Annotated in this window: 24 protein-coding genes; 19 read left to right on the top strand and 5 right to left on the bottom strand. The window is 44.9% G+C overall.

Going from position 1 to position 21,323, the window contains the following annotated elements; genetic code table 11:
* Positions 1–11: 11 nt before the first annotated feature.
* The 3 genes from ftnA to R7P80_RS28805 all read left to right on the top strand — a co-directional run bounded on the left by ftnA (position 12) and on the right by R7P80_RS28805 (position 2,327).
* Complete coding sequence (ftnA, locus tag R7P80_RS28795) at positions 12–539, top strand: non-heme ferritin (RefSeq protein WP_005379167.1); 528 nt, start codon at positions 12–14, stop codon at positions 537–539.
* A gap of 91 nt (positions 540–630) precedes the next feature.
* The gene (uspB, locus tag R7P80_RS28800) at positions 631–954 is read left to right on the top strand and encodes a universal stress protein UspB (RefSeq protein WP_005379169.1); all 324 of its coding nucleotides are present in this window, start codon (positions 631–633) and stop codon (positions 952–954) included.
* 179 nt (positions 955–1,133) lie between these two features.
* Entirely contained in the window at positions 1,134–2,327 is a 1,194-nt protein-coding gene (locus R7P80_RS28805) for an NAD(P)/FAD-dependent oxidoreductase (RefSeq protein WP_005382944.1), read from the top strand.
* A 93-nt stretch (positions 2,328–2,420) separates the two neighbouring features.
* Here R7P80_RS28805 and R7P80_RS28810 read toward each other — a convergent pair whose 3' ends face one another.
* The gene (locus R7P80_RS28810; RefSeq protein WP_005382945.1) at positions 2,421–3,764 is read right to left on the bottom strand and encodes a sigma-54 interaction domain-containing protein; all 1,344 of its coding nucleotides are present in this window, start codon (positions 3,762–3,764) and stop codon (positions 2,421–2,423) included.
* 436 nt (positions 3,765–4,200) lie between these two features.
* On the opposite strand from R7P80_RS28810, the gene R7P80_RS28815 reads away from it, so the two are divergent.
* The 5 genes from R7P80_RS28815 to R7P80_RS28835 all read left to right on the top strand — a co-directional run bounded on the left by R7P80_RS28815 (position 4,201) and on the right by R7P80_RS28835 (position 7,524).
* On the top strand, positions 4,201–4,752 hold the full coding sequence (locus tag R7P80_RS28815; protein WP_005379174.1) for a BON domain-containing protein: 552 nt from the start codon (positions 4,201–4,203) through the stop codon (positions 4,750–4,752).
* 45 nt (positions 4,753–4,797) lie between these two features.
* The gene (locus R7P80_RS28820; protein WP_005379177.1) at positions 4,798–4,974 is read left to right on the top strand and encodes a DUF1328 family protein; all 177 of its coding nucleotides are present in this window, start codon (positions 4,798–4,800) and stop codon (positions 4,972–4,974) included.
* Between the two features lie 8 nt (positions 4,975–4,982).
* Positions 4,983–5,180 (top strand): hypothetical protein, encoded by a 198-nt coding sequence (locus R7P80_RS28825; RefSeq protein WP_005379178.1) that lies wholly within the window; start codon positions 4,983–4,985, stop codon positions 5,178–5,180.
* A gap of 103 nt (positions 5,181–5,283) precedes the next feature.
* Positions 5,284–5,715 (top strand): hemerythrin domain-containing protein, encoded by a 432-nt coding sequence (locus R7P80_RS28830; protein ID WP_017821107.1) that lies wholly within the window; start codon positions 5,284–5,286, stop codon positions 5,713–5,715.
* Between the two features lie 144 nt (positions 5,716–5,859).
* Positions 5,860–7,524, top strand: a complete 1,665-nt coding sequence (locus R7P80_RS28835) for a diacylglycerol kinase family protein (RefSeq protein WP_170897634.1) — start codon at positions 5,860–5,862, stop codon at positions 7,522–7,524.
* A gap of 201 nt (positions 7,525–7,725) precedes the next feature.
* Here the strand turns inward: R7P80_RS28835 and R7P80_RS28840 are convergent, their stop codons facing one another.
* Together R7P80_RS28840 and R7P80_RS28845 are read right to left on the bottom strand one after the other, a co-directional pair.
* Positions 7,726–8,124, bottom strand: coding sequence for a hypothetical protein (locus tag R7P80_RS28840; RefSeq protein ID WP_005379193.1), 399 nt, complete (start codon positions 8,122–8,124; stop codon positions 7,726–7,728).
* Between the two features lie 148 nt (positions 8,125–8,272).
* Positions 8,273–8,710, bottom strand: a complete 438-nt coding sequence (locus R7P80_RS28845; RefSeq protein WP_005379194.1) for a DUF2383 domain-containing protein — start codon at positions 8,708–8,710, stop codon at positions 8,273–8,275.
* 361 nt (positions 8,711–9,071) lie between these two features.
* On the opposite strand from R7P80_RS28845, the gene R7P80_RS28850 reads away from it, so the two are divergent.
* From R7P80_RS28850 to R7P80_RS28865, 4 genes are read left to right on the top strand one after another with little or no spacing between them, the layout of a single operon-like run.
* Positions 9,072–9,320 carry a hypothetical protein gene (locus R7P80_RS28850; protein WP_005379196.1) on the top strand — a complete coding sequence of 83 codons (249 nt, stop codon included), beginning with the start codon at positions 9,072–9,074 and terminating at the stop codon, positions 9,318–9,320.
* A 48-nt stretch (positions 9,321–9,368) separates the two neighbouring features.
* A complete protein-coding gene (locus tag R7P80_RS28855; protein WP_005379198.1) occupies positions 9,369–9,881 on the top strand; it encodes a phage holin family protein in 513 nt (170 codons plus the stop codon).
* Complete coding sequence (locus R7P80_RS28860; RefSeq protein ID WP_005379200.1) at positions 9,871–10,197, top strand: hypothetical protein; 327 nt, start codon at positions 9,871–9,873, stop codon at positions 10,195–10,197. Before R7P80_RS28855 ends, R7P80_RS28860 begins: the two co-directional genes overlap by 11 nt.
* A 45-nt stretch (positions 10,198–10,242) precedes the next feature.
* Positions 10,243–11,313, top strand: coding sequence for an AI-2E family transporter (locus R7P80_RS28865; protein WP_225492256.1), 1,071 nt, complete (start codon positions 10,243–10,245; stop codon positions 11,311–11,313).
* 18 nt (positions 11,314–11,331) lie between these two features.
* On the opposite strand, the gene R7P80_RS28870 is transcribed toward R7P80_RS28865, so the two are convergent.
* The gene (locus tag R7P80_RS28870) at positions 11,332–13,779 is read right to left on the bottom strand and encodes an EAL domain-containing protein (protein WP_170890700.1); all 2,448 of its coding nucleotides are present in this window, start codon (positions 13,777–13,779) and stop codon (positions 11,332–11,334) included.
* 194 nt (positions 13,780–13,973) lie between these two features.
* Positions 13,974–14,879, bottom strand: coding sequence for a DMT family transporter (locus R7P80_RS28875; RefSeq protein WP_017635023.1), 906 nt, complete (start codon positions 14,877–14,879; stop codon positions 13,974–13,976).
* Between the two features lie 168 nt (positions 14,880–15,047).
* On the opposite strand from R7P80_RS28875, the gene rmuC reads away from it, so the two are divergent.
* The 7 genes from rmuC (at position 15,048) to tatC (ending at position 21,236) form a co-directional block, all read left to right on the top strand.
* Entirely contained in the window at positions 15,048–16,580 is a 1,533-nt protein-coding gene (gene rmuC, locus R7P80_RS28880; RefSeq protein ID WP_005379209.1) for a DNA recombination protein RmuC, read from the top strand.
* 77 nt (positions 16,581–16,657) lie between these two features.
* Positions 16,658–17,437, top strand: a complete 780-nt coding sequence (gene ubiE / locus R7P80_RS28885) for a bifunctional demethylmenaquinone methyltransferase/2-methoxy-6-polyprenyl-1,4-benzoquinol methylase UbiE (RefSeq protein WP_017635022.1) — start codon at positions 16,658–16,660, stop codon at positions 17,435–17,437.
* 11 nt (positions 17,438–17,448) lie between these two features.
* Positions 17,449–18,084, top strand: a complete 636-nt coding sequence (locus tag R7P80_RS28890; protein WP_005379213.1) for an SCP2 domain-containing protein — start codon at positions 17,449–17,451, stop codon at positions 18,082–18,084.
* Positions 18,081–19,715: a ubiquinone biosynthesis regulatory protein kinase UbiB gene (gene ubiB, locus R7P80_RS28895; protein WP_005379226.1), complete on the top strand. Its 1,635-nt coding sequence runs from the start codon at positions 18,081–18,083 to the stop codon at positions 19,713–19,715. Before R7P80_RS28890 ends, ubiB begins: the two co-directional genes overlap by 4 nt.
* Before the next feature lie 52 nt (positions 19,716–19,767).
* On the top strand, positions 19,768–20,013 hold the full coding sequence (tatA, locus tag R7P80_RS28900; protein ID WP_005382958.1) for a Sec-independent protein translocase subunit TatA: 246 nt from the start codon (positions 19,768–19,770) through the stop codon (positions 20,011–20,013).
* A 3-nt stretch (positions 20,014–20,016) separates the two neighbouring features.
* Positions 20,017–20,415, top strand: a complete 399-nt coding sequence (gene tatB, locus R7P80_RS28905; protein WP_033905892.1) for a Sec-independent protein translocase protein TatB — start codon at positions 20,017–20,019, stop codon at positions 20,413–20,415.
* A 68-nt stretch (positions 20,416–20,483) separates the two neighbouring features.
* A complete protein-coding gene (tatC, locus tag R7P80_RS28910; protein WP_005379234.1) occupies positions 20,484–21,236 on the top strand; it encodes a twin-arginine translocase subunit TatC in 753 nt (250 codons plus the stop codon).
* Positions 21,237–21,323: the final 87 nt, after the last annotated feature.

The raw sequence follows: 21,323 nt of genomic DNA on the forward strand, positions 1-21,323 counted from the left end.
TAGGAGTTAACATGCTGTCTCAAACTATGGTCGAACAATTGAATGAGCAAATTAACCTAGAATTTTTCTCATCCAATCTATACTTACAAATGAGTGCTTGGTGTGAAGACAAAGGTTTTGAAGGTGCGGCTGAATTTTTACGCGCTCACGCCGTAGAAGAAATGGAGCACATGCAACGCCTATTCACTTACGTGAGTGAAACTGGCTCAATGCCAATCTTAGGCGCTATTGATGCGCCAAAGCATGACTTTGCGAGCCTAGGTGACGTTTTCCGCGAGACATTTGAACATGAGCAAATGATCACGGAAAAAATCAACAAACTGGCGCACGTTGCATTTACTAGCCAAGACTACTCAACGTTTAACTTCCTACAGTGGTACGTGTCAGAACAGCACGAAGAAGAGAAGTTGTTTAAAGGGATTTTAGATAAGATCGAACTGGTAGGTGAAGACGGTAAAGCGTTGTTCTTCATTGACAAAGATCTAGCACAAATGGCGAAAGAAGGTTCATCTTCAATCATGGATGCTCCAGCTGCGTAAACGCGTTTTGGGACGTTGTAAGTAGCGGGTAAAGACGAAGTGTTGATCGTCTTTTTCTCTTGAGCATTGTTGAAGATGTAGGGAGGAAAAGATGATCAGTGGAGACACAATCTTATTTGCGCTAATGGTGGTAACTGGAGTTAATATGGTCCGGTATCTCACCGCTCTTCGTTCTCTAATTTATATCATGCGTGAAGCGCATCCGCTGTTATATCAGCAAGTTGATGGTAATGGTTTTTTTACTACTCATGGAAATGTCACCAAGCAGGTGAGGTTGTATCACTACATTAAAAGTAAAGAATATCATCATCACCACGATGAAATTTTTACTGGTAAGTGTGAAAGAGTGCGTGAATTGTTTGTTCTATCGACTGCGTTGCTCGGCGTGACGCTACTTGCGGCCTTCATTCTCTAAGAGTCAATAATCCAGAAGTTGTTCTGTCTGAGATTTTGCGGACATACAGAGCGCTTAGAGTTTAAGCGCTTTTCCCTTTCGGTATTTGTCGGTAGAATGTCGCGCCTAGAAAGCAAGGATGTGCAATGTGCACATCCTTTTTTATTTTGATTCGATACCAATCAGTCTAAGAGCTACCGATGAGTAAGAAATTTGATGTTGTTGTAATTGGCGCAGGCGCAGCAGGTTTAATGTGTGCTGCAGAAGCAGGCAAGCGAGGCCGCCGTGTTTTGGTGCTCGATCATGCTAAAAAGCCAGGACGTAAAATCCTTATCTCGGGCGGTGGTCGTTGTAACTTCACTAACTACGACGTTTCAGCTAATCACTATTTGTGTCAAAACCCGCACTTTGTTAAGTCGGCGCTCTCCCAATACACTAACTGGGATTTCATCTCGATGGTGTGTAAACATGGCATTGAGTTCGAAGAGCGTGATCACGGCCAGTTGTTTTGTGTCGATGCATTTACGGCCAAAGATATCGTGAAGATGTTGTTAGCTGAGTGTGACATGCCGAACATCGAGCAGCGTTACCAATGCGATGTTCATTCGATTGAAAAAATTGATGAAGGCTTTCGTTTGCATGCTGGTACTGAGATTGTCGAATGTGAGTCTTTAGTTATCGCAACAGGTGGTTTGTCGATGCCAAAACTGGGGGCGACACCATTTGGTTATAAAGTCGCGGAACAATTTGGTCTTCGAGTTATCCCAACTACGGCAGGGCTTGTACCATTTACTCTACATAAAGAAGACAAAGAAGACTTTGCTGAGTTATCTGGTATCGCGGTACCTGCGGAAATTACGGCTGAAGATGGCACCATGTTCAAAGAAGCCCTGTTGTTCACACATCGTGGGTTATCTGGTCCAGCAGTGTTACAGATTTCTTCATTCTGGCGGGCCGGACAAAAGGTGTTGATCAATCTTGTGCCAAACGATGATGTTGCTGAGTTATTAGAACGCAGTCGTGAGAAGCATCCAAATCAGTCACTCAAGAATACGCTTGCCAAAGTGCTGCCTAAGCGTCTGGTTGAAGTCTTAATTGAACGTAAAGAGCTAGTCGATAAACCGCTAAAACAGTTCAATCAAAAGGAGCTTGCGGCGATTGTGGAGCGCCTAGAGCATTGGGATATCGCCCCGAATGGCACTGAAGGCTACCGAACCGCGGAAGTGACACTCGGCGGTGTCGATACTGATCACTTATCCTCGAAAACCATGGAATGCAAAGACATTAAAGGGCTTTATTTTATTGGTGAAGTGATGGATGTGACTGGTTGGCTAGGGGGCTACAATTTTCAGTGGTGCTGGTCGAGCGGCTTTGTTGCGGGGCAGTGGGTTTAATCAAACACCAAACGCAGCCTAACTGCATAAAAGATAAGATACAAAAAGAGCACTGAATAAAAGTCAGTGCTCTTTTTGTATGCCCATAGCGAGTTATTCGTCTTGATACTTTTCGAGTTTGTTATAGAGCGTTTTCACGCTAATGCCTAACTCCTGCGCTGATTCCGTTTTATTGCCTTGATTCTCTTCAAGGGTATTGAGAATGGCGGCTTTTTCTAGCTCTTCTAGTGAAACGCCCGCCGGAACAAGGTCTTCGATGCTGGTGCCTGTTTCCAATGGTGGTGTGTCGAAGATAAGGTGTTCATCTCGGATGGTGTCATCAGCCAAAATAAATGCACGCTCGATCGTGTGTTTGAGCTCACGGACATTACCTGGCCAGTCGTGTGCAGCGATTTTTTGGATCGCAGAGTCAAGAATCGTTTTGGTTTTTGCCTCATTGGCGTTGCGGTGCGCAATAAAGTGCTTGGCCAGACCTACGATATCACCGCCTCGTTCTCGCAGTGGCGGTATCGTTAATGGGAAATGCGATAAGCGGAAAAACAGATCTTCACGCAGGAACTGCTCCTCAATGGCGATTTTAGGATCACGGTTTGTAGCAGCAATGATGCGAGTATTAGCGATATGAACCGTATTACTGCCAACTGGGCGATACTCTCCGGTTTCTAGCACCCGCAATAGCTTCACTTGATGCTCGATAGGCATCTCGGTGATTTCATCTAAAAATAGGGTGCCGCCCTCTGCCTGCTTAAATACACCTTGGTGAGTTTTATTTGCTCCGGTAAAAGCGCCTTTCTCATGGCCAAACAGTTCACTATCAACCAATTCAGGGCTAATGGCACCACAGTTAATCGCTATAAAGGGCTGTTGTTTACGCTCACTCGCTAAGTGGATGGTCTGCGCCACCAGTTCTTTGCCTGATCCACTTTCACCGACAATAAGGACGTTGGCTTCGGTTTTAGCAACGCGCCTGATCATACGATAGAGCTGATGCATCGGAGAGGAAGAGCCGACCAAAAGACCAAATTGGTCAAGATCGCTGGTGGACACTTTACGCCCTTGATCTTGTTTGTGTTGATAGTACTGGCTGACTTCGCTCAGGGTGTCCGTCAGAATGGCAATATCAACGGGCTTTCTGTAGTGAAAAATAGCACCCAAGTTCATCAGCTTATCCAAGTTCTCGTTTGGAGCGCCTGAGCTAATGATGATCAAGTCCATATCGTAGATGTCTTCGATATTAGAAAGACGTTGATAATCTGCACTAGTAAAGTGGGCGACTTCAACAATCGCAACTTCCGGTTTGAGTTGTAGGAAATCTTCAATCCATTGGTCTGCGGCATCGATGTCATGCAGACGAAATTTGTTCAGTTCCTGGCAAGAAGCGATGGCATTTTTAAGTGATGGATCTTGTATTCTTAGAAACAGGCTTGGCATCGACATAGAAATGTCCTCTTTACTATGACAGAAACAATGTACGTGGATTATTCTCACTTCACAAGACAAAATATTGTCAGCATAGATTTAAGGATTTGTTCGGTATTTTTATGTTGCTAGCCCCTTTTTGATATATATCGGTGAGAGCCATCAGTAGATATTTCCTTTTGTTCAGATTTTTATTTTTAAAATAATAATTTTGCTATTAATTGATTCTGGAGAAATAGCCTTTCTGTTTTATCAGGTTATTTCGGCACAAGTGACGGAGGCTTTATCACCGATTAAAAATTACATTTTTTACGTGTAAATAATTCATGCTTATACTTTATTGCTCATCTCATTTTTACCTCTTTTCTTTATTAGTTAATTAAAAACAATAAGTTATAAAGTTGGCACATGGTTTGCTCCTAGGGAAGTGCAACGTCAATAAAGGAGAATTACCATGAATAACATCGCAGCTAAAATTGTACTTACGTCAGTTCTTGCTACTTCATCTACAGCAGTCTTAGCGAGTGATAAATGGGAAAAAGAATCCATGGACGCTTGGCTAGATGGTAAAGCTGAAACCACGCTACTGCTAAACAGCAATCTCAACTCTTTTGATATCAATACCGATGTTGAGAATCAGGTCGTTACCCTTTCTGGTTCGGTAAACAATGATCTTGAAAAATCACTTGCCGAAGAGCTTGTTACTGGTCTTGATGGTGTGAAAAAAGTAAACAACGAATTGTCAGTAGTGAATGAAGGCAAGAAAGAAACTGATTCAGAAGCTTTAGCTACACTGACCGATTCTAAAATCACGACTATAGTTAAAACGCGCCTACTAATGGATACCAATGTGAGTGGTACGGATATTGATGTAACGACAGAACGCAAAACGGTAACGTTGGCAGGTAAAGTTAATTCAGATGCGGAGCATGATCTTGCAATTTCAATTGCAAATAACACCAATGACGTAAATAAGGTGATTGATAAGCTAGAAGTGGTTCAATAATAGCGAGCCGAGTGATTTAACCCACTTTTATTAGGAGGTAACACTATGGTTCGTTGGATGTTTATTTTTCTGGCACTGGCACTAATTTCTGCACTATTAGGCTTTACTGGTATTGCAGGAGCTGCTGCCTCTATCGCGCAAGTGATATTTTACCTATTCCTATTGTCATTAATTGTATCAATAGTGATTGTTCTGCTGGGAAGAAAAAACGTAAATAGATAGGAGATTCCATGCGACTTACGTCATTTATTTACCGTATCGCCGCAGTATTCGGTTTGGTGTTTGCGTTGGCAGCTTGTAGTGAAGAAGGGCCAATGGAACAGGCCGGCAAAAAGATAGATGAAGCCGCCGAAGAAACCCAAAATGCGATTGAAGATGAATGTGAAAACATTAAAGAAAACCTAAACGCTGAAGACCAAGACTGTTAGCCGAATCAGGTTAGGTTTTTACGCATAGCTATGTAAGAGAGGGGCGGTCAATCACCGCCCTTCCTTTTGTCCCAATTGTTTACAATCAGATAAGGAGTCAAAGATGAAAAACATATTTGATGTACTGAAAGAGAGTCATGAAAAGCAGCGCCTTTTACTCGATGCTCTGATGGAAACGTCTGGAGATTCCCCCGCTCGTGAAGAGTTTTATCATAACCTTAAAGAGGAACTCGAACAGCACGCAGCGGCAGAAGAGCGATTTTTCTACGCGCCTTTAATAGATAGCGATAAGACCATTGATCTCACTCGCCATGGCATCGCAGAGCATCATGAAATTGATAAAGTGATTGCACAGCTTGATGCAACCGATATGAGCTCGCCAGCGTGGCTCAACCTAATGAAAACCTTGCGTCACAAAGTGTTGCACCATCTTGAGGAAGAAGAGCAGCGTTTCTTCCAGTTAGCCGGTAAGGTAATGACCGATAAGCAGAAAATGAAACTAGCGGATGGTTATGTTGAAGAGATGGTAAGCTAGGTAGAGTGTTGGACCTTTTCGTGCCATTTCGGCACGGGAAGGCACTCAATCAAGGCGTTTACTCAAGTTCATGTATCCAAGCTCAATCCCCCGCGTATTCTAACTTCCACTAAAAAGTGCACTCGCTGAAGGCAAGGAGAGCGAATGTTTATCATCAAATATTATATTCTTGGCGCTCTGATCAGTTTATTGGCCGCTATCCATACGCCTCAAATTATCGTTAGTTTGCTGTTCTTATGGATATCGCTTTCTTTAGCGTTGGTCAGCGTAGCCTACGTATTCGACATTCCCTCTATTTTTAGAAAAAACCAAGATGGCAAGATTGTCAGGTGGATTCGCTGGGCATTCATCCCATTTCTATTGGGGGCTAGAGCGTATAACGCCTGGGAAAGACGGCGTGATACAGTGCCTCCAATCCAAAAAGTCAGTGACAATTTATACCTATCTCGCCGTTTGTTTCAGAGTGACTTAGATTTTCTCGAATCCAATGAGATCTCTTGTATTGTCGATGTCACCGCAGAATTTGCAGGCCTTGAAAGCGCGATGACCGACAAGCAGTTTCATTACCTTTCGATTCCGGTACTCGACCACAAAGCCCCAACGCTAGAGCGTCTTCGCCATGCGATTAACTGGATTGATACTCAAATCTCGTGCTCGCGGGCCGTGGTTGTGCATTGTGCGTTAGGGCGTGGTCGTTCAGTGTTTGTTGTGGCGGCGTATTTATTAAGTAAAGACCCGTCACTGACGGTTGAATCCGTGATGAAAAAAATCAATGACGTACGCAGTACCGCGAGATTGAATAAATTACAGATTAGAACGTTACGAGCGATCAGTGAAAAAGGCGTGCTAGGGCTGGATCAATCCACTTGGATGGTGGTTAACCCTGTTGCAGGTGGCGGAAAATGGGAGGAAAACGAACAGCACTTGATTCGTGAACTAACCAAAAAATATCGCTTGAGTATTCATCAAACCACCACAAACTTCAGCGCCGAGCAGCTAACACAACAGGCAAAAGAAAGTGGAGCTAAGCAAATCATCGTAGCTGGTGGCGATGGCACAGTAACAGAGGTGGCGAGCCAATTGGTGGATACCGACCTAAAACTCGGTATTGTTCCGCTCGGAACTGCCAATGCGTTATGTCATGTGCTCTATGGCGTTGGCGCAAAATTCTCACCGGTCGAAAAAGCGTGTGAAGCGTTGCTTGGCGGACACTGCCAACGTATTGATACTGCGGACTGCAATCAGCGGCTTATTTTATTGGTCTTAGGTATTGGGCTAGAACAGAAGATGATCGAGCACGCTCAGCGAGAAGAGAAAAATGTTTTTGGACAACTCGCTTACCTCACTGGCTTTTTTAATGCTGTAGTGGCGGAAGAAACGCAAGCTTTAACCGTTTCGTTAGACGCTCCAACTGAAGATGGAAACCACGACAATAATACACAAACGCTTGAAGTCCATAGTTTTGTCGTTGCGAATATCGCTCCATTTAGTACGTTGCTTGCCCAAGGTGGTGATGCGCCGCAGCCTGATGATGGCAAGCTGCATATCACATATTTAGATAACACCGAGTCTTTAGGCGGACGTCTTATCGCCTTGTCGGATCTGACATTAACGAGCGTAGGCGCACAGGAAGAATCGACACATTTTCAATACGCGACGGCTCAGAGCGTCACTATTTCTGCGAATAAACCGATTGAGTATGTGATTGATGGTGAACTGTATTCTGATGAGCAACTAGCAATCAAGCTGCGTCCAAAGTCATTGAACGTATTTGTTCCAAGCCAGAGACGTAAATCAGCTTCGCTTTAACACTGTAATCCGCGGATAACGCGCCATTTGCTTCGTATTCTACATGGCGCTTTTTCTGTGTTGTTTGATGATTTGGTGTGCGTCGTAAAAAGGCTATCAAGGTCGCTGCGTAGTAGATGCAGCGGCTTTTTTTCTACCTGCACCTTTTACTAGGTTGATTGGGGATGTGGTTTAAACAAAGTGAAAGAAGGGCGAGTACAATTACTCACCCTGAGGTAAGTGCTTTTCAATTTCATCGTTTTCAACTTGTAAAGCAGCTAACCAATAAGAAACAAGTGCGGTTAAGTTGGTGTCGTCAATGGCTCTAAGCAGGGCTTTTAAATCATCTAACAGTAATTTATTCATAAAATGCATTTCTTTGTAATTACCTAACTCGGCAACGCCGTATTCGGTGGCATTTTCTGCAATGAATTGTTCACCATCTTGATCGAAGAACAGCTTCGCCATCTTTTTGATCATCACTTTTTCTATTTTCACGAATCGATATGCCGCTCTTGCGAGTGTCATATGTGATTGCGGGTTAACGAGAGGCAAACACGTTTGGCGATGGTGTGTCATTTTTACGAGTAGCTCCCTTACTCGATTGTTATCCAATGTCATAGTGACCTCTTTATTTATGACTATTGTCGTGGGACATTTCTCGTGATGGTTATGTTAATGCGCCTGTGGGCTTGTCAGAAATGGCCAAAGCAAGTTGGCCATTTCTTTGCTCAATACTGAGCTTTATTGCAAAGGCGACCACCAAGTTTTAGCTAATAAGGCTGATGCTGCTGAGTTTTTCTTTGCAGCTTTTTATATCGCTACGAACTTTCAGCAGAACCGAGTTATCCGCCTGCTCTGGGTGGGAAGTAATCAAATTCTCAATCTCTTTGAGTACCTTGCTTTCGACACCTTCAAGCTGTTCTAAATACATAGACTCTTTGTCAGAGGACACTTCCTTCATCACGTCGCTGTAGACCTCACGCGCCTTGATGGTGTAGGAAACCGGAGTGTCGTCGGCAGATTCTTCATTGTTACTTGCTAGAGAGTAGGGAGTGAGCTCAATGACTGCACGCTCACGTACTCTGAGCAGTTCTACCAACACATTATTCAAAGAAGTGTTGTCGATGTTCTCGATGGCCTTGTTGTAAATTTCATTTCCGCTTTCGATAAGCTCAATGATTGAGGCGATGTTTTCATTTTTCATATGCCACTCCTTATTTACTGGTGATAGGGGTGTTTGAGCGTATGGAATACAAACACGATGTTTCATCTTTAATTGCAGGTTGTATGCCAATGAATTTTAAGTCTTATTAATCAGTGACTTAATGTCTTTTTTTGCAATAACTTGCTAACAGTCGGTAAGGCGCTAAGAAAAAATTACAAGAATGGCGGGGAAAGCTTGGAAAGAATTACACGTACAGATACGGCTTTTTATCGAAATGAAAATAAAATTAATAAAAAACAACAACTTAAAATTCTGGCATGGATATGGCTTTGTAGGGAGTAAGTGAGGTCAAACATTGTTTCACTTGATTCACTATTCAACTCATTAATGGAGGCTAGTTATGGCTACTACAAAAGAAAGCACAGTAAAACCTCAAGAGCAGTTAGAAGAAGCATATCACTTAGCGGAACAAGCCACGACGGAAGCCGTTGGCGCGATGAAAGACCAAGCCAAAGAGAAGCTGGATGTCGGTGCACAGCAAGTTCAGCAGGCGACTAAGTCGGCAGAAAATGTAATCAAGGAGCGCCCATTGCTGAGCATAGGCTGTGCCTTCCTTGCTGGTTGGGCGGTTTCGAAGCTGATCAAATAATAGTGGTCACCAAGGATTAAGCCACACAACAGAAAGGCGAGGCTTCACATGAATAACTCAGGGCAAGTTACCAATCAGCAATCAGGCTCGGCGGCTTCAGACAGCGGCCGAGCCCCTGATGGGGCAGAAGAACAGGATATCCAACAAACCATTAATGGTTTGAGCAGCATTCTTGCGCAATTGGACCAACTGACGAAATCGCTAAAAGCATGGTCAGGTTCAACGTTGGATTTGTTCCTCTTGGAGATGAAAGTTAACGTGTCCGCAGTGCGTCAGATTTTGCTGTGTACCGTTGTTTTTACCCTATTGTCGGTATTGTTCGTATTCAGTTTGTGCCTTGCCTCTGGGGTGGTGGCTTATCAGTTAACTGCCAACGTATATGTTGCCGTGGGTGTATTTATCACATCATTAGGCTTGGCATTATTTGCTTTAGCCTGGTGGCAGAAGCGTTTAGTTGGATTTCTTGGATTCAAAAATACGACAGAACAATTACAGGAGGGGTGGGATGCGCTCGCTACAAAAGCTCAATCGAGCCATGCGGATCAAGCGGATGGAAGGTAAAGCGTCTCTAGAGCAATGCTGTTTGTCGATGGAAATGTTCACGTTTACCACCAAGAAGTTTGTGAGAGAAAACCCTTGGACGACATTAGGCATTAGTGCTGTCGTTGCCGTTACCGCAGCAAAAGCAGGTCGATTGTCTCGACTGACTTCTTCTATTTCGTCAATGGGGCTATTGGTTAGCAGCGTGTCTGATATTACCGATTCGCTCACAAAGCCGGTCGCGGCAGCTTCTCTGGATGAGTCAGATGCGGAGCAAAATGGAAATGCAGCAACACAAGTAAGCAACGCTGCGACGACAGAGGGCGAACCACTCTAATAGCGGATTTCACCGCAAAATTTTCTTACCGATTCTGAGCTTATTATGACAGCGAAATTGAACATTCCTGCCAACACTGCGATTGGTGCAACGCTTCTCGTCCTGTTACTCGTCCCAGGGCTGTATTTTGCCAAGCCAATATTGTTACCTATTGTGCTTAGCACCTTTATTTCTCTGCTGTGCAGCCCTTTCATTAATTATCTTGAAGACAAAGGTTTACCACGTGCTATTACCGTCGTGTTGACGCTGTCATTCCTCGTTGGCGCCTCAATTATTGGTCTTGCCGCCATGTCGGAGCCCGCCAAGCAATGGTGGTCTGAGCTGCCCAGTATCGTGAAAAATGTGTCGCAAGAAGTAAGCGAAGTTACTAAAGCTTCGGCTGATCACCTTAATACTCCATTGAATATCGCCAACGATATGAGTATGGATGAGGTCGGGAACAACACCGTATTTTCTTTGGTAAAAACGCTCGCGACCACTACGCCGACGATTTTGACACAAGCGATGATCGTGCTGTTTATGGTTTACTTTATGCTCAATCATGGACGAAGCTTATTTCGAAAGTCAGTGTCTTACTTACATGGGTTCGCCAAACAGCGCCAAGCGATTGAGTTGGTCAAAGCGCTACAGAAAGACCTATCTCGATACATTGGCACCATCACTTTAGTGAATGCTGGGCTGGGGTTGAGTGTCGGGGCCGTGTTTTTTGTTCTAGGCCTTGAAGATCCATTTCTATGGGGCGCATTTGCAGGCGTGATGAATTTTGCGCCGTACCTCGGCCCTGTCATATCCATGATGAGCTTTGGCTTTGTTGCTTATCTTCAGTTGGAGTCGGTCAGTTTTATGCTGACGGTTGTGTCTATCTATTTACTGCTCAATTTGATTGAAAGTCAGTTTGTTACACCAACACTATTGGGGAAAAGGTTTAATTTAAACCCATTAGTGATTTTTGCTTGGCTTGTTTTTTGGGGCTGGCTTTGGGGCGGAATGGGACTATTGATCGGTGTGCCGTTGCTGGTTTGTATCAATATTTTGGTTGATCGCCTAGAGCTGTGCCAATCAGCCCAAAATCAAGCAAAGCAAATCACCTCCGCGGACGTGGCACCGCGAGAGTGACTTGAGGAGCAAGCTGGTTCAATGAAACAGTTTTTCAGCGCTCACTGGCTGACTAAATAAATATCCCTGACCATAAATACAGCCTTTTTCGAATAAATAATCGGCTTGTTCCCGAGTTTCTATCCCTTCCGCGACGACTTTCAACGACAGCGTTTTTCCCATGGCAATAATGGCATTCACAATCGCGTTGCTGTCGCTATTACTTGGGACATCACTGACAAATGAGCGGTCAATTTTCAGTTTGTTGATTGGCAAACCTTTCAAGTAAGACAAAGACGAATAGCCAGTTCCAAAGTCATCCAGAGAAATCTCAATACCCAGCTCTCGTAATTGATTTAACGATGCAATGGCTTGTTGAGGGTCGATCAGTAAAAAGCTCTCTGTGATCTCCAAATCTAACCGTTGGGCAGGATATCCGGTGTTATCGAGGATAGTACTTAATCGCTGAATGAAATTTGACTGCTGAAGCTGCAACGCAGAAACATTGACGGCGATTTTGCCAAACTCGATGCCTTGGTCCAGCCAAGCATTACCTTGCAAACAAGCTTGTTGTAACACCCACTCACCAATGCTTTGAATCAGCCCTGTTTTTTCTGCAATTGGAATAAAGTCTGCTGGTGGTACAAGGCCAAACTCTGGGTGCTGCCAGCGTAATAAAGCTTCCACGCCGACAATCGAATTTTGTTCCAAGTTGTATTGCGGTTGGAATTCTAACCGGAGTTGTTGTTTTTCTATTGCTTGATGCAAAGCGGATTGAATGCGTACATGGGATACGGATTTATCGGTCAAATCCGGTGAGTAAAACGCGTAGCCGTTGCGTCCATTTTTCTTCGCTAAGTACATCGCGGTGTCTGCGTTTTTCAGTAAGGTTTCACTGTCTTGACCGTCTCTTGGGTACAAGGCAATACCAATACTGGTCGAGACACGAAGTGAGTCGTGATTTGCCAAGTCGAATGGTTGCTGGAATACGCTTAGAATATCGCCGACGGTTTCCAGTAAGGCAACATCACTATGGATGTCTGGCAAAATAATCACAAATTCATCGCCGCCAATGCGAGCCACATGCGCATTGAGGTGAAGCACATCTTGCAGACGAATCGCTAACTTAGACAGCAATTGGTCACCACAGAAGTGGCCCATGCTATCGTTGATGTGTTTGAAATGGTCGATATCTAAGAATAGGGTGGCAAACGTCTGCTGGTTTTTGTGTCCGGTTTCGATGTGTTGTTCGAGTAAGCTGAGTAAATGGGTGCGATTAGGTAGATTGGTTAATGGATCGTAAAAAGCCATGCGCTGCAGCTTTTCTTCGTGTGCCTTACGCACAGAGATATCTTCAAACACACAAATGTAGTTAATAAGGTGGTTTTTATCGTCCATTACGGCGCTAATGGTCGCTAATTGCGGATAAATGCTGCCATCTTTCTTTCTGTTGATGAATTCGCCTTTCCATTGGCCTTTGTTTTCGAGTTGATGCCACAACTGTTGATAGAAACCTTGATCATGATGGCCTGAGCGCAGGATTCGTGGGTTTTTTCCTATCACCTCTTCAGAGCGGTAACCTGTAATTTGGGTAAAAGCCGTGTTTACATCAATGATGTTGGCATTGCGGTCTGTAATGACCATGCCTTCTTGCGAATTGTTGAAAATTTGGGACGCTAAGGAGAGCTGCGTTTCTACCATTTTTCGGCGGGTGATGTTACGTGTCATCCCCAGAATGCCGATTAAGTTTCCCGCATGATCACGGACAGGAGACTTAATGGTTTCTAGCCAAGTGGGGTTATTGTTTTCATCAATTTGACGGCATTCTTCAACAATATTTTGCGTGCCAGTGGCTACCACCAATTTATCGGCATCAATGAATTTTTCCGCACGTTCATGGCTAAACAGGGCAAAATCGTCTTTTCCAATGATTTCACTGTTGGTTTTTTGCCACGCGTTTTCTACGCTTCGGTTGGTCATCGAATAAAGGCCATCCATGCCTTTTATCCATACGTGGTCTTCAAGGCAGTCGATAAACTCTTGTAGTGTTGGTGTTGGCTTTATTTCCGCGCTTTGATGTCGCGTTTGTTCTTGCTGACAGTGCAAGTTGATATCAAAGCTGATCCGCCCCGCGATTGCGCTTAGCCATGCCGAAACAACCGTCGATTGATCATTAGGGTGAGTCAATGTCAGTACGGCAAGCAATTCGCCATTAGGTAGCCAAATCGGTCCTATGCTCAAGGTTTGCTCTTCAAAAGGGGTATGGCTAACTGTAAAATCTGTCGGCGTAAAGTGATCGACAACTTGCGTTATCACATCGACGATAGCACGATGATTTTGGGTTGAGGTGGACACCTCAGTCGATAGCCACTGCTGAGTATCGCTCAGAGTATAAAGCTGTCCCTGAGCTTGAGTTACATCACAGCATTGTCGCAGAACGTGTTGCCAGTCTGCCATCAAAGGCGAAGGAATAGCGAAGCGAAACATAATTAATAACGAGTCCTAAATCGCCCAAAGGTAATTATATTAGAATCTAGCGTAAGCTATTGGGCTTTGTGAGTATCGTATCCAACGCGTAGCTAAATCCTAGCAGCGTAAAGTGCTTTCTATCATTAAAATGTTATCTATATCTCTTTTTTATCCAACTTATTGCATCGTTTTTTAGGGCTTTTGATAGGTGATTAAGAAGCGTTTACCGCTTTGGTTTTCTTGCCCCATGAGACTTGCTGAATGACTAAGCCACTGATGATCAACACCAGGCCAATCAAGGTTGAAGGATGAATTTCTTCGCCGATGATAGTAGCTAACAACATGAGTGAGATAAATGGAGAAGCAAAGATCAGATTACTGATACGCGCGGTGTTTTGCGTTGATTTGAGTGCGCTCAGCCACAAAACGAAAGTGATCCCCATTTCAAACAGTCCGACATACGTCACCGCTGCCCAGCCTTTAGCTGAGATCATCTGCCAGTTCGCACCTTCATAAAGACTTAAACCAATGGCGAATGGAATAGCGACCAAAAAGCCGAGCAGAACGCCAACCACAGGGTCGGCCTTATTTTTGGTATTTAAAATCCAGTAACCGGCCCACAGCAGCGTTGATAGCAGCGCAAGACCAACACCCAACGGGCTCTCAAATTCCATGCCTAAAAGATTGCCTTGTGTGGCAATCACTATCACGCCGACATAACTAAAACCGCAAGCCAGCCAGTCCTTACCACGGATCTTTTGTCCTAAGAAAACAGCGGCCATTAGCGTTAAGGTGATGGCCCAGCTGTAGTTGATCGCTTGAGCCTGAGATGCGGGCAGCAAGTCATATGCTTTGAACAGAATAACGTAATACGCCAAAGGGTTAATCAACCCAAGCAGTAGGTAATACCAAGGGTTTGAGAAAAATGTAGCGCTTAACTGGCCCAGTTTACCTTGCACGCCACAGATTACTGTTAGCGCAATCGCAGAGACGATGCTGGCAATGCATAGCATTTGAATCGGCGTAAATTCTGCCAACGTGAGTTTAAATGCGGTTGCAACGGTAGACCAAAGTAATACTGCTGAGAGCCCAAATCCTAGGGCGCGACGCTCGTTCATGATGCCTCTGCGTGATGATGTGCCGCTCGGTTTGGATAATTTGAGCGGAAGAAAGAATATTATAGGAAGGCCTAGTGTATGCGAGGATTTTTCATCCAACAAACTGGACATTTATCCAGTGTCTAAATACCATTGTTATAGATACAAAACACAGGCTAACTCGCTATTATGCAATGGATTCTTGAGTACCAATCTCTCATTCTCTCTTCTCTTTGTGCTGCCACGCTTAGTGGTGTCGCTGCCGGTTGGTGGGTGAAACAGCGTTTTATCACCCAAACTCAGCTTCTCGAGCAACAACTTGTTTCAGAAAAACAGCTTCATCAACAGCAACTTGAACAGGTCAAGCAAAGCCTTGCCGATGCCCAGCAAGAGTTGGATGAATTAGATGATGAGCGCGATAAAGCCGCGTTTGAAGTGCGTCAAACGCACGGAAAGCTGATGGCAGCTATGGAAAAACTGCGTTACTTCGAGGCCGTAAAGCAAGAGCGCCAGCAATACTTCGATGAGCTTGGTCAAATGCGTGAACACAAATCACGTCTAGAAACGCAACTGCGTGAACAGCAAGCTCGCCATGAGCAAATTAACCAAGCCAATGCAGAAAAACTGCAAATTTTAGAACAAGCGGAAGCACGCTTGAAACAACAATTTGAGCACTTGGCAAATCAACTGTTTGAAGAAAAAACCGCGAAGGTCGATTTGCAAAACCGTCAGAGTTTAGAAGGCTTGTTGTCACCGCTTAGAGAACAGTTAGAAGGGTTCAAAAAGCACGTTAATGACAGCTTTAGCCAAGAAGCTAAAGAGCGCCATACCTTAGTGCATGAGCTGAAAAACCTGCAACGTTTGAACGAGCAAATGACGCGCGAAGCAGTTAATTTGACCCAAGCGTTGAAAGGGGACAACAAACAACAAGGTAACTGGGGCGAAGTGGTGCTCGCTAGGGTACTTGCCGAATCTGGCTTGCGTGAAGGGCACGAATATCAGACTCAGGTGAACTTACAAAATGAAGCAGGCAAGCGTTACCAACCTGATGTCATTGTTCATCTCCCACAAAACAAACAAGTGGTTGTGGATTCTAAAATGGCGCTGGTTGCCTATGAGCGCTACTTCAACGCCGAAACTGATGCTGAGCGCGATCAGGCTTTGAATGCGCATTTAGCCGCTCTACGTGCACATATCAAAGGGTTAAGCATGAAGGACTACCACAAACTCAAAGGTATTCAGAGTTTGGACTATGTTCTGATGTTTATCCCGGTTGAGCCGGCGTTCCAAGTCGCGATTCAAGCCGATCCAAGTTTGATCAAAGACGCGATGGAGCAAAACATCATTTTGGTGAGCCCAACAACGTTGCTGGTGGCATTGCGCACCATTGATAATCTATGGCGCAATGAACGCCAAAATGAAAACGCCAAAATGATTGCGCAGCGTGCGACAAAACTCTACGACAAATTACGATTGTTTGTAGACGACATGGAGGGGCTCGGTGGTGCGCTGGATAAGGCGAATCAAAGCTATCAAGGTGCGATGAACAAGCTTGCCACAGGGCGCGGAAATGTGATTCGCCAAGCCGAAAGCTTTAAACACTTGGGAGTTGAAATTAAACGACCGATTTCTTCCGACCTCGCGCAGTTAGCGCAGAGTGATGCATTTTCAGAAAATGACCCGTTAGTAGAAAGACATCCGGCTGAGGATAAAGTAAACTAATCGCCCGCAGTGCAGTGGGCGATTTTATTTGTCAACAAACGCCCCGTAGAGGAAAGCGCTGCCTAAGAGGAATTAGAATGACGGACACAAGTTTGCAATCCAATACAGCGTTAGAGAATGAAACCACTCACTTTGGTTTCTCTACAGTGGCAAAAGACGAAAAAGTGACTAAGGTTGCCGAAGTATTCCACTCCGTGGCAACAAAATACGACATCATGAATGACCTGATGTCAGGTGGTATTCACCGCCTTTGGAAGCGCTTCACTATCGATTGTAGTGGCGCTCGCCCTGGCCAACGTATTCTTGACCTAGGTGGTGGTACGGGGGATTTGACGGCGAAATTCTCGCGCATTGTTGGCGATGAAGGCCATGTCATCCTTGCCGATATCAATAACTCAATGCTTAACGTTGGTCGCGATAAACTGCGTGATAACGGTATTGTGGGTAACGTGCATTACGTTCAAGCCAACGCAGAAGAACTGCCGTTCCCAGATGATTATTTTGATGTCATCACCATCAGTTTTTGTTTGCGTAATGTGACTGACAAAGACAAAGCGCTTCGTTCAATGTTCCGCGTACTGAAGCCAGGCGGCCGTCTATTGGTGTTGGAATTTTCAAAACCAGTGCTAGAGCCGTTATCGAAAGTATACGACGCATATTCATTCCACTTGTTGCCGAGAATCGGTGAGCTAGTTGCGAATGACTCAGAGAGTTACCGCTACCTAGCGGAGTCAATCCGTATGCATCCAGACCAAGAAACGCTGGAAGGCATGATGCAAGAAGCAGGTTTTGAAAACACCAAATACTACAACTTAACTGGTGGTATTGTGGCTTTGCATCGCGGTTATAAATTCTAAGGGTTAACGGCATGCCATTTGAACCACTTATCACCGCTGTGATTGAAACGTCACTGAATACACTGATCAAAGACGACCCTGCATTGGGCCGTCGTTTAGCGCGTCTAAAAGGTCAAGTTATTCAAGTTCACCTGAAAGAGATCAATAAAACACTGACATTCGTTTTTAGTCAGCAAATTGATGTGCTTGGTCATTACGAAGGGCAGCCTAACTGCTATCTATCGCTCAACTTGAGTGTGTTACCAGAGCTGCGCGATCAGGCCAACATCACTCGTCTTATTAAACAAGATAAACTTGAACTCGAAGGCGATATTCAATTGGCGCAGAAATTCTCTCAGTTGATGGTGGATTGCAAACCAGATGTTGAAGAGTGGTTGTCTCGCGTGACTGGCGATGTCGCCGCACATACCTTTGTGCAAGGTTCAAAAAACATCGGCAACTTTCTTGCGTCTCAAGCAGAAAAACACCAGCGTCATCTTGCGCAAGTAGTGACTGAAGAATGGAAACTGGCTCCCGCTCCGTTAGAAGTGGCCTATTTCTGCGACCAAGTTGATGAGGTTCGCAGCCAGGCTTCTCGTATTGAAGCTCGTTTAACGGCTTTGCTGAATAAGCTGGATGCAGATAAGCCTGCATTGGAGAAACCATGACGCCAGCAGAACTAAAGCGCTTATACCACATCGCCAAAGTACAACTGGAATACGGCTTAGATGAGCTGCTTCCCGATCACCAACTGACCAAAGCGCCGCTTTTACTGCGCAAAAGCTTGTTTTGGATTAAGAACAAGCACCCAGAAAAACCACTCGGTGAACGTCTGCGTTTAGCACTGCAAGAGCTGGGGCCGGTTTGGATTAAGTTCGGTCAGATGATGTCGACGCGCCGTGACTTATTTCCTCCGCATATCGCTGATCCCCTAGCTTTACTTCAAGACCAAGTCGCGCCTTTTGATGGCGAGTTGGCAAAAAAGCAGATGGAGCAAGCATTAGGTGGTCCGTTAGAAAAATGGTTTACCGAGTTTGATATCAAACCACTGGCGTCTGCGTCGATTGCTCAGGTACATACTGCGCGCATAAAAGACACTAACCAAGAAGTGGTATTAAAGGTTATCCGCCCAGATATTCGCCCAGTCATTGATTCAGATCTAAAACTGATGCACCGAATGGCGCGTATAGTCGCCGGAGCGATGCCTGAAGCACGTCGTTTAAAACCAGTTGAAGTCGTGCGTGAGTACGAGAAAACCCTGCTTGATGAACTCGACTTGCGACGTGAGGCGGCGAATGCCATTCAGTTGCGCCGCAACTTTGAGGGCAGCGAAGAATTGTATGTTCCTGAAGTTTTTCCCGACTTCAGTAATGAAACTGTCATGGTTTCTGAGCGAATATATGGCATTCAAGTCTCTGATATTGAAGGCTTGAAAGCAAATGGCACCAATATGAAATTGCTCGCGGAACGCGGTGTGAGTGTGTTCTTCACTCAGGTGTTCCGAGACAGCTTTTTCCATGCCGATATGCATCCGGGTAATGTGTTCGTCAAACCCGAACATCCAGAGAACCCAATGTGGATAGGGCTAGATTGCGGAATCGTTGGTACACTTAATAGCGAAGACAAGCGTTATCTGGCGGAAAACTTCCTGGCGTTTTTCAATCGTGACTACCGCCGAGTGGCGGAGTTACATGTGGATTCAGGGTGGGTGCCTGCGGATACCAATGTCGATGAGTTTGAGTTCGCGATTCGCATTGTGTGTGAGCCTATTTTTGCTAAGCCATTGTGCGAAATCTCCTTTGGTCATGTGTTGTTGAATTTGTTCAACACGGCACGTCGATTCAATATGGAGGTTCAGCCACAGCTTGTACTGTTGCAAAAAACGCTGTTGTACGTGGAAGGGCTTGGTAGGCAGCTATATCCTCAACTTGATTTGTGGGAGACCGCAAAACCATTCCTGGAGGAATGGATGATGAATCAAGTTGGGCCGCAAGCTCTAGTGAATGCGATTAAAGACCGCGCACCATTTTGGGCAGAGAAATTACCTGAACTGCCAGAGCTACTTTACGATAGCCTGAAACAAGGTAAAGCGATGAATCAACGTATGGATCAGCTTTATCAAGGGTATCGCCAGAGCAAGCGCCAGCAGGCGACAGGAAAGTTTTTGTTTGGCGTTGGCGCGACTTTAGTCGTATGCTCGGCAATATTGGTGAACGATGCTTTTGAGCAGCTTTCGTTGGCCTGCGGTATCGCAGGTGTCACATTTTGGCTGCTTAGTTGGCGAGCTTATCGTCAATAGACGTTAAACTCTTGAAATATTTTTGTTTGTTTAAAGACCCGAGGTAAAGAGAATGGGTGGTATCAGTGTTTGGCAACTTCTAATCATTGCTGTAATTGTTGTATTGCTATTCGGAACAAAGAAACTACGCGGTATCGGTGGCGATCTGGGTGGTGCCGTTAAGGGCTTCAAAAAAGCGATGAGCGAAGATGAACCTGCGAAAAATGACAAAGACGCAGACTTCGAACCAAAAAGTCTAGAAGAGCAGCAGAAAAAAGAAGCTGCTCCTGAAACGAAAAAAGACAAAGAGCAGGCGTAAAACGTGTTTGATATCGGTTTTTGGGAACTGGTATTAATATCTGTTGTTGGTCTGGTCGTTCTTGGGCCGGAGCGTTTGCCTCATGCTATTCGCAGCGTGTCTCGCTTTATCGGTGCCGCTAAGAGTATGGCAAATAGCGTCAAAGACGAATTGTCACACGAGCTGAAAGTCCAAGAGCTGCAAGAAAACTTGCGCAAAGCAGAACAAATGGGGATGGATGATTTGTCCCCTGAGTTGAAATCTTCAGTTGAAGAGTTGAAGAAGGCAGCGCAATCTGTAAATCGTCCTTACGCAAAGAACACCGATTCAGAGGCTGAGCCTGTAAAAACAGAGCCAGCAGCAGAAAAGGTAGAGAAAGCGCAAGAGAGCAAGGTTACAGCGGCAGATAAGAAAGCCGAATAGTCTCATTAGGAGGAGCTACTAGTGATTGGTAGCTCCTTTTTGATCTGGTTTTTAATAAGAGGTTTGCCATGTCTACCGTCGAGCAGACACAACCTTTAATTAGTCATTTGTTGGAGCTTCGCAACCGACTACTGCGCTCAATCCTCGCAGTGTTGGTCGTGTTTGTCGGACTAATTTATTTCTCTAACCACATTTACGAGTTTGTTTCCGCACCTTTAGTAGAACGTCTACCTGAAGGCGCGACCATGATTGCTACGGATGTAGCATCACCTTTTTTTACGCCACTTAAGCTGACGTTAATTGCTTCGGTATTTATTGCGGTGCCGTTTATCTTGTATCAAGTGTGGGCATTTGTAGCGCCAGGTTTGTACAAGCATGAACGTCGATTGATCATGCCACTGCTGTTCTCTAGTTCGCTATTGTTCTACTGTGGAGTGGCATTTGCCTACTTCGTGGTATTTCCATTGGTGTTTGGCTTCTTTACCGCCATCTCTCTTGGTGGAGTAGAGTTTGCAACTGATATCTCGAGTTATCTCGACTTTGTGCTGGCGCTATTTATGGCGTTTGGTATCGCATTTGAGGTGCCTGTTGCGATTATTTTGTTGTGTTGGACTGGGGCCACTACACCAGAAGATTTAAGACAGAAACGTCCTTATATTATAGTGGCTGCGTTTGTCGTAGGTATGGTGTTAACGCCACCAGACATGATCTCGCAAACCTTACTCGCTATTCCGATGTGTTTACTGTTTGAAGTCGGTTTGTTCTTCGCGCGTTTTTATACTCGTCGAAGCGAAGAAGTAGAAGCGGAAACCGAAGAATAAGGCTAATCTAGTGACCCGTCCTGATATGGGTTGACACTTTTTAACTAAAACGCTCGATGTACTTCATCGGGCGTTTTGTATTTTAAA

Origin of the sequence: Vibrio sp. 2092, assembly GCF_033339635.1 — a bacterium.
In the GTDB taxonomy this organism is placed as follows: Bacteria; Pseudomonadota; Gammaproteobacteria; order Enterobacterales; family Vibrionaceae; genus Vibrio; species Vibrio alginolyticus.